The sequence below is a fragment of the Aliterella atlantica CENA595 genome (genome assembly GCF_000952155.1).
GTDB lineage: Bacteria > Cyanobacteriota > Cyanobacteriia > Cyanobacteriales > Chroococcidiopsidaceae > Aliterella > Aliterella atlantica.
Map to the genome: position 1 here is coordinate 142,972 of NZ_JYON01000012.1, position 6,339 is coordinate 149,310.

Annotated in this window: 7 protein-coding genes and 1 pseudogene; 5 read left to right on the top strand and 3 right to left on the bottom strand. The window is 42.4% G+C overall.

What is annotated here, in order from left to right; genetic code table 11:
• The first annotated feature begins 19 nt into the window (after positions 1-19).
• The gene (locus UH38_RS13030; protein WP_045055084.1) at positions 20-1,201 is read left to right on the top strand and encodes a GNAT family N-acetyltransferase; all 1,182 of its coding nucleotides are present in this window, start codon (positions 20-22) and stop codon (positions 1,199-1,201) included.
• 75 nt (positions 1,202-1,276) lie between these two features.
• The gene (locus tag UH38_RS13035) at positions 1,277-1,660 is read left to right on the top strand and encodes a DUF4346 domain-containing protein (RefSeq protein WP_045055085.1); all 384 of its coding nucleotides are present in this window, start codon (positions 1,277-1,279) and stop codon (positions 1,658-1,660) included.
• 4 nt (positions 1,661-1,664) lie between these two features.
• On the opposite strand, the gene psb32 is transcribed toward UH38_RS13035, so the two are convergent.
• Positions 1,665-2,381 (bottom strand): photosystem II repair protein Psb32, encoded by a 717-nt coding sequence (gene psb32, locus UH38_RS13040; RefSeq protein WP_045055086.1) that lies wholly within the window; start codon positions 2,379-2,381, stop codon positions 1,665-1,667.
• A 378-nt stretch (positions 2,382-2,759) separates the two neighbouring features.
• Here psb32 and UH38_RS13045 point away from each other — a divergent pair, with 378 nt between their 5' ends.
• Positions 2,760-3,473, top strand: a complete 714-nt coding sequence (locus UH38_RS13045) for a tetratricopeptide repeat protein (protein ID WP_045055087.1) — start codon at positions 2,760-2,762, stop codon at positions 3,471-3,473.
• Position 3,474: 1 nt separating this feature from the next.
• On the opposite strand, the gene UH38_RS13050 is transcribed toward UH38_RS13045, so the two are convergent.
• Positions 3,475-3,864 (bottom strand): slr1601 family putative cell division protein, encoded by a 390-nt coding sequence (locus tag UH38_RS13050; RefSeq protein WP_045055088.1) that lies wholly within the window; start codon positions 3,862-3,864, stop codon positions 3,475-3,477.
• 395 nt (positions 3,865-4,259) lie between these two features.
• Positions 4,260-4,358: a photosystem I reaction center subunit XII gene (gene psaM, locus UH38_RS13055; RefSeq protein WP_045055089.1), complete on the bottom strand. Its 99-nt coding sequence runs from the start codon at positions 4,356-4,358 to the stop codon at positions 4,260-4,262.
• A gap of 105 nt (positions 4,359-4,463) precedes the next feature.
• Between psaM and UH38_RS13060 the strand changes: the two genes are divergently transcribed.
• Positions 4,464-5,723, top strand: coding sequence for an FGGY-family carbohydrate kinase (locus UH38_RS13060; RefSeq protein ID WP_045055090.1), 1,260 nt, complete (start codon positions 4,464-4,466; stop codon positions 5,721-5,723).
• A 30-nt stretch (positions 5,724-5,753) separates the two neighbouring features.
• Positions 5,754-6,215 (top strand): annotated as a pseudogene (locus UH38_RS13065) (Uma2 family endonuclease); the annotation flags it as partial.
• Positions 6,216-6,339: the final 124 nt, after the last annotated feature.

The window sequence follows — 6,339 nt, forward strand, 5'->3', positions numbered from 1 at the left end:
CTAGAAGTTCGCTTTTTCTATGGTCAAGTCGATTCAGCCTAATTATAACGTCGCTTGGATTAACAAAATTTCTGAAGTACCGCAAGTGGCGTGGGATGCTTTAGCTATGCCCCTAAAAACGCCATTTTTAGAATGGGAATGGTTAAATAATCTCGAAACCTCAAGAAGTGCTACAGGACAAGCAGGCTGGTTGCCCAATCATTTAACTATCTGGCGGGGGTTAACTCTAATTGCTGCTGCGCCTTTATATATTAAAGGACATAGCCAAGGAGAATTTGTTTTCGACCACCAGTGGGCAGATTTGGCACAACGCATCGGCGTTGAATATTACCCCAAAATGTTAGGAATGTCGCCTTTTACGCCAGCAGAAGGCTATCGGTTTTTGATTGCGCCAGGGGAAGATGAAGACGAACTTACAGCAATAATGGTAAAGGCAATCGACCATTTTTGCGATCGCCATGATATCTCTGGCTGTCATTTTCTCTATGTCGATCCCAATTGGCAACCCATACTAGAACGGCATGGTTTCTCTCCTTGGCTGCACCACAGTTCAATCTGGCAAAATTCAGGCTTTCAAACGTTTGATGATTATTTGGCAATGTTTAACGCCAATCAGCGCCGCAACATCAAGCGGGAACGCAAAGCTGTAGAAAAAGCAGGTTTGCGCCTGCAAGTGCTAACAGGAGATGAAATTCCTAAATCATTTTTTCCCCTGATGTATAACTTTTATGCCGATACTTGCGACAAATTTGGCTGGTGGGGTAGTAAATATCTAACTAAACGATTTTTCGAGCAATTACAGGCAAATTACCGCCATCGGGTGGTATTCGTCGCCGCTTACAGCGAGTATGACGCTCATCAGCCGCTAGGAATGTCTTTTTGTTTGACTAAAGGCGAAAATTTGTACGGGCGCTACTGGGGTAGTTTTCAAGAAATTGATTGCCTGCATTTTGATGTATGTTATTATGCGCCGATTGAATGGGCGATCGCTCGCGGCATTCAAACTTTTGACCCTGGCGCTGGAGGTAGACACAAAAAACGACGCGGTTTTCCGGCAACTCCCAACCACAGTATGCACCGTTTTTACAATCGTCGGTTGACGCAAATCTTAATTCCTTACTTAAAAGAAGTAAATGAATTAGAACGGCAGGAAATTGAGGCGATTAATCAAAATTTGCCTTTTAACTGCGACAATTCTTGAGCAGAGAAACTGCCATCCGAGGACGATAGTGAAGGATTATAGTGGAAAGATATGGCTGTTTAATACGATGTAATTATGGTTCAGTTGGCTGGTACTTTAGCAGAAATTGATGACAAGCTTTCTAAGCGTCATATCGATCTAGATCCAAGTGGGTATTTCATTATTTATCTAGACTTGGAGGCTAGGTTAATTTGTGCTAAACATTTTACAAATATCATTGACGATCGCGGTTTAGCTGTAGATCCCGATACTGGCAAACCCATTCCCGTACGCGGTAAGGTAGAACGAACTGCAAGTAAGTTGTTTACTGGCAGAACGGCAAAAGAGCTTTGTATCGCAATTTTTGAGCAAAATCAGCCCTGCGTCGTCACTCTTTTAGACCATGCGGCTTATTTAGGTCGGGAGTTTGTCAGGGCTGAAATCGCTTTAATTAATGGCAGCGAGTACGTTCAAGATTAAGTTTTCATCTCACATAAAAGTAGTAAGTTGCCATCGGGATAATAGTAGCTGCTAGCAAAAGCCCAATTACCCACACAGTAGCATTGCCCGTGTCTGTTTCTTCCGCACTTTTAAATGTGCTTTTGGTACTGACGTTGCTGGCAATTTGCGGCGGTCCAGGATCGGGTTTACCTGCCAAAACAGCAACTAAGCGATCGCTAGCATCTAAGAAGGCTTGATTGTATTTTTCGCCTTCTTTAAGCGGTGCTAGGATAGTTTCGTCAACTACGCTTTGGGCAATATCGTCAGATAATCGAGCTTTTGCTGTATCCCCGCTGCGAATGGCTGTACCAGAACTAAGAGTATCTATAACTAAGAGAGTTTGGTTGGCTTGCACTTCTGGCGTAGGGAACCATTTTTCAAACAAGGCTTTAGTAAAGCTTTCTGCCGTGTCACCATAATCAAAGCGGCGAATAGTAACGATTCTGACTTCATTGCCAGTTTCTTTCGCTAATTTCTCTAGATCGCTGCTAATTTTGCCTTCATTAACGCGGCTAATTACTTCAGCTTGGTCAATTACCCAAGGGCGATCGCCTGGAGTAACTTTAGGGATTTGATAAACGCCTGTAGCGCTTGCTGGCAAAACAATCATCTGGCTGCTAAAAATTGTTACTGCCAAAAGCAAAATTGAGCGTTGTAGGTATTTTTTCCAGTCAAATACTTTGTTGAGTAGGCGTTTCATGCCATTTTCCTTCAGACTTGCTTTTCCCAAAAATACAACATAAATCAGGGAGAAGGAAGGGATGGGAAGACAAGGGGACTACAGAGGATAGTTGCTGATTTTTAGCACTTTGGTATAGAACTAACTTTCGCTTCTATACCTTATAGCCTGCTGTGTATCTGCGTTTACTCTTTCAGGAATTTACCTAGCGAAAGATGAAGTAATCCTGGGAAAGAGCTAATTTATGAACTATGAATTCAGTCTTAACTTTTGCTAATTTCCAGCAAAATACGTTGATGATGAGTTTTAGACACCTGAGTAAGTGACACAAAAACTACTCTTTATTAGTAAAAAACATTATAAGTTGAAATTATTGAGCTACTGCTCAGTTATAAGCAAATGAATCGTCAAACCCTAAAAACTCTAGAAAATTGTTATAAACAGCATTCTCTAGGTGCTGGAAATCCGCAAGAAGTTGACCTCTCAACTTCCTGGCAGCCAGAACTTCTCCCCGATCGCTGTTTGCGCTCTGTTGGACGCGAACAAGCCGCACAGGGCAATTACACAGAAGCGATCGCCTTACTCAGCCATCTAATCGACCGCCACCCTGATAATGCTATCGATTATAACAATCGGGGACTCGTTTATTTTCAAAGCGGTCAACTTCTAAGCGCGATCGCCGATTATGACAAAGCCATTCGACTCGATCCCCAATTAGCTAGCGCTTACAACAACAGGGCTAATTTCTATGCTGCTAAGGGACATTTATCAGTAGCGCTATTTGATTACGATCGCGCTTTAGACCTCAATCCTAGTTACGTTAGAGGCTGGATCAATCGCGGGATCACTCTGCGCGACTTGAAACGCTATGAGGAAGCAATCGAAAACCTTGATTTTGCCTTATATCTCGGTCAACTTCAAGCCAACATTTATGCCGAACGCGGTCGGACGTATCATTTATGGGGAGATTGGAACCTAGCGATCGCTGATTACGGGCGGGCTTTAACTTATATCGAGCGGCATCAGGTTCCAAATTCTGCTGTTGACTATACTCGCTTGCGCTTGCAAGTAGACACTTGGCTTGCCCAGCTACTTCGTCCCCTATCAAGCTAAATTACTTACTAGCTGCTTTATCTAAAATAATTACTTGCCGTTGACCAGGTGCAACGCGGTTGCTTTGCTCTTGCATAATCTTCTGCGCTTGCTGGGGGTCAAAATTGCGCTTGAAGTCTTTCTGAAGATTGTCTACGCGGTTTTGCGTTAAGTTTACTTCTGTAGTAATTTCTTGCAACTTTGCTTGTTGCGAAAAGCTATAGGGTAGGAGTTTTACTAAAGCAGAGGCGGTTCCTACTATCAATAACCCGTTGACAAATAGCTTTACTGTATTTTCCAGCGCTAATACTCGGTAAGGATTGGCATTGACGCGCTTGCGGACTTTTCTTCGGGGAGTCCTGCTTGTTTGTCTTGGCTCTAACGGTGGTCTAGATTCTCGAAGGGCGTGCATATTCAAAGACCGCAATTTGTGTACTTACAAAAGCTTATTCTTCTTGCAGATTATAAACTTTTATTCAGTTTGATGTAGGTGAAACTACCTGCAAATCTGGCAATTAACCTAAAAATACATAAGCAAGCTACCACGAATATGTTTTTTAGTCAACCGTAATTTCGACGATTGTTTTACATTTTTTTAGGTTTTATGATTAAGAATAGTTAATAAATAATTAATACAAAAGCTAGAGTTGGCAACAGTTTAGCTGGCGATCGCGCTTTGCCTAACAACCCTATAAAATATCCCTGGCAGTTGTGAATGCTCCCAGAAAATCTACCTAAAGAAGTAGAGAGACTATCAGCATTTTTGACTACCAGGGCAAGCGTTGCTAATTGTTCTAGAACAAAACCTTACTTGTAAAGTTCTGTTGCTAGGCGCAATGCTAAAACGCCAGGAATCAGAGCTACAACGAGCGCTGCGTAAATTTGCAGATCGGATATAGAAGACATGGTTAAAAACCTCCTAATTTATTAATGTCCAATTAGTAAATCGTTCACTACTTTCGACTAAATTGCCTATGCAAGGAAATATGTTGTTACAACACTAAACAATCAATGGATTTATATTTAGGCATAGATTTCGGTACATCAGGCGCAAGAGCAGTAGTTATAGACATTGGCGGAAATATTCAGGCGGAAGTTGAGGAGCAATTTAAAGCTGATACTCAAGCTAATATTTGGATACAAATGTGGCAGGAGACTTTATTTAGCTTAATTAAGCAGATTTCTCAACCAGTACGTCAGCAAATAAAAGCGATCGCAATTAACGGTACTTCCTCAACTGTATTACTATGCGATCGCCAGGGAACCCCTGTAAGCGAACCACTGTTATACAACGATGGCAGAGGCGTAGAGGTACTAGAAACTGTAAAAGCGATCGCGCCTACCAACAGCACTGTTATTAGCGCCACATCCAGCCTAGTTAAGCTGCTGTGGATGAGCAAGCAAGACTTTTTTCCTCAAGGGTGCTATTTTCTCCATCAAGCCGATTGGCTGGCTTTTCTATTGCATGGCAAGTTAGGAATTAGCGATTACCACAATGCCTTAAAGCTAGGTTACGACGTAGAACGTTTAGAATATCCCAATTGGCTAACTAATCTATCGGTAGCGCCTTTATTGCCGCAAATTTTAGCTCCTGGTACTGCAATTGGCGAAGTCACAGCTAAAGTTAGCGACTCCTTGGGTTTACCGCCAGATTGCATCGTCTGTACTGGTACAACTGATAGTATTGCCGCATTTATGGCTAGTGGCGCTAAAAATCCTGGTGAAGCAGTAACTTCTTTAGGCTCTACATTGGTACTTAAGTTATTAAGCCGTACTCGCGTAGAAGATAGCAGGTATGGAATTTATAGCCATCGTTTAGGCGATTTATGGCTAACTGGCGGCGCTTCTAATACTGGTGGTGCAGTGTTGAGGCATTTTTTCACAGATGCACAGTTGCAAAGCCTTAGCAGCGAGATTAATGCAGATAAAGCAAGTTTGCTTAATTATTATCCATTATTGAAAGTGGGCGATCGCTTTCCCATCAACGATCCCCAATTGCAGCCAAGGCTAGAACCGCGCCCAGACAACGATGTAGAGTTTTTGCATGGATTATTGGAAAGTATTGCTCGAATCGAAGCGCAGGGATATCAGCTATTACAACAACTAGGCGCAGATAAATTAACTTGCGTTTATACAGCAGGCGGCGGCGCAAAAAATGCTACTTGGACTAGGATACGCGATCGCTATCTCAAAGTGCCAATTATCCAGCCAATTAATACAGCCGCAGCTTACGGTACGGCATTACTAGCAAAGCAGATACACTCAAATTAGTTTGTATTCATCAGCGCCCCTATTCTTGATATGACTACATTACTAATTCAAAACGAAAGTACCCCGCTAACGGTAATTCTTCCTGGTAGTGAATCGATGACTACAGAACAGTTTTACGAATTTTGCCAAGCCAATCGCGATTTAAGAATTGAGCGTACCGCCCAAGGGGAAGTTATTGTTATGCCTCCAGCTTTTTCCGATACAGGTAATAGAAACTTTAAAATTGCTCAACAAGTTGGAAATTGGGCAGATGTAGATGGTACAGGGGAGACTTTTGACTCTAGTGCAGGCTTTACTCTACCTAACAGTGCAACCCGCTCGCCCGATGTTTCTTGGATAAAGTTAGAACGCTGGAATGCTTTAACAGCAGAGCAAAAAGCTTCTTTTGCCCCTATTTGCCCTGATTTTGTGATTGAATTGCGTTCTCAAAGCGATACACTCAAAGGCTTGCAAGCCAAAATGCAGGAGTATATCGCTAATGGTGCATCATTAGAGCCTGTTTCTAAACAATTATGAATGGTTCGGTTTCAGCTTCGCCAAGCGACGCAACATGGTGTGAATCATTGCGCCATAAATCATTGCCTCACTCATTTCCACTAGCAGCTCATAGTCCTTA

Coding starts and splice junctions, on each gene's coding strand:
- UH38_RS13030 (WP_045055084.1), top strand. CDS start 20: ATGGTCAAGTCGATTCAGCCTAATTATAACGTCGCTTGGATTAACAAA.
- UH38_RS13035 (WP_045055085.1), top strand. CDS start 1,277: ATGGTTCAGTTGGCTGGTACTTTAGCAGAAATTGATGACAAGCTTTCT.
- psb32 (WP_045055086.1), bottom strand. CDS start 2,381: ATGAAACGCCTACTCAACAAAGTATTTGACTGGAAAAAATACCTACAA.
- UH38_RS13045 (WP_045055087.1), top strand. CDS start 2,760: ATGAATCGTCAAACCCTAAAAACTCTAGAAAATTGTTATAAACAGCAT.
- UH38_RS13050 (WP_045055088.1), bottom strand. CDS start 3,864: ATGCACGCCCTTCGAGAATCTAGACCACCGTTAGAGCCAAGACAAACA.
- psaM (WP_045055089.1), bottom strand. CDS start 4,358: ATGTCTTCTATATCCGATCTGCAAATTTACGCAGCGCTCGTTGTAGCT.
- UH38_RS13060 (WP_045055090.1), top strand. CDS start 4,464: ATGGATTTATATTTAGGCATAGATTTCGGTACATCAGGCGCAAGAGCA.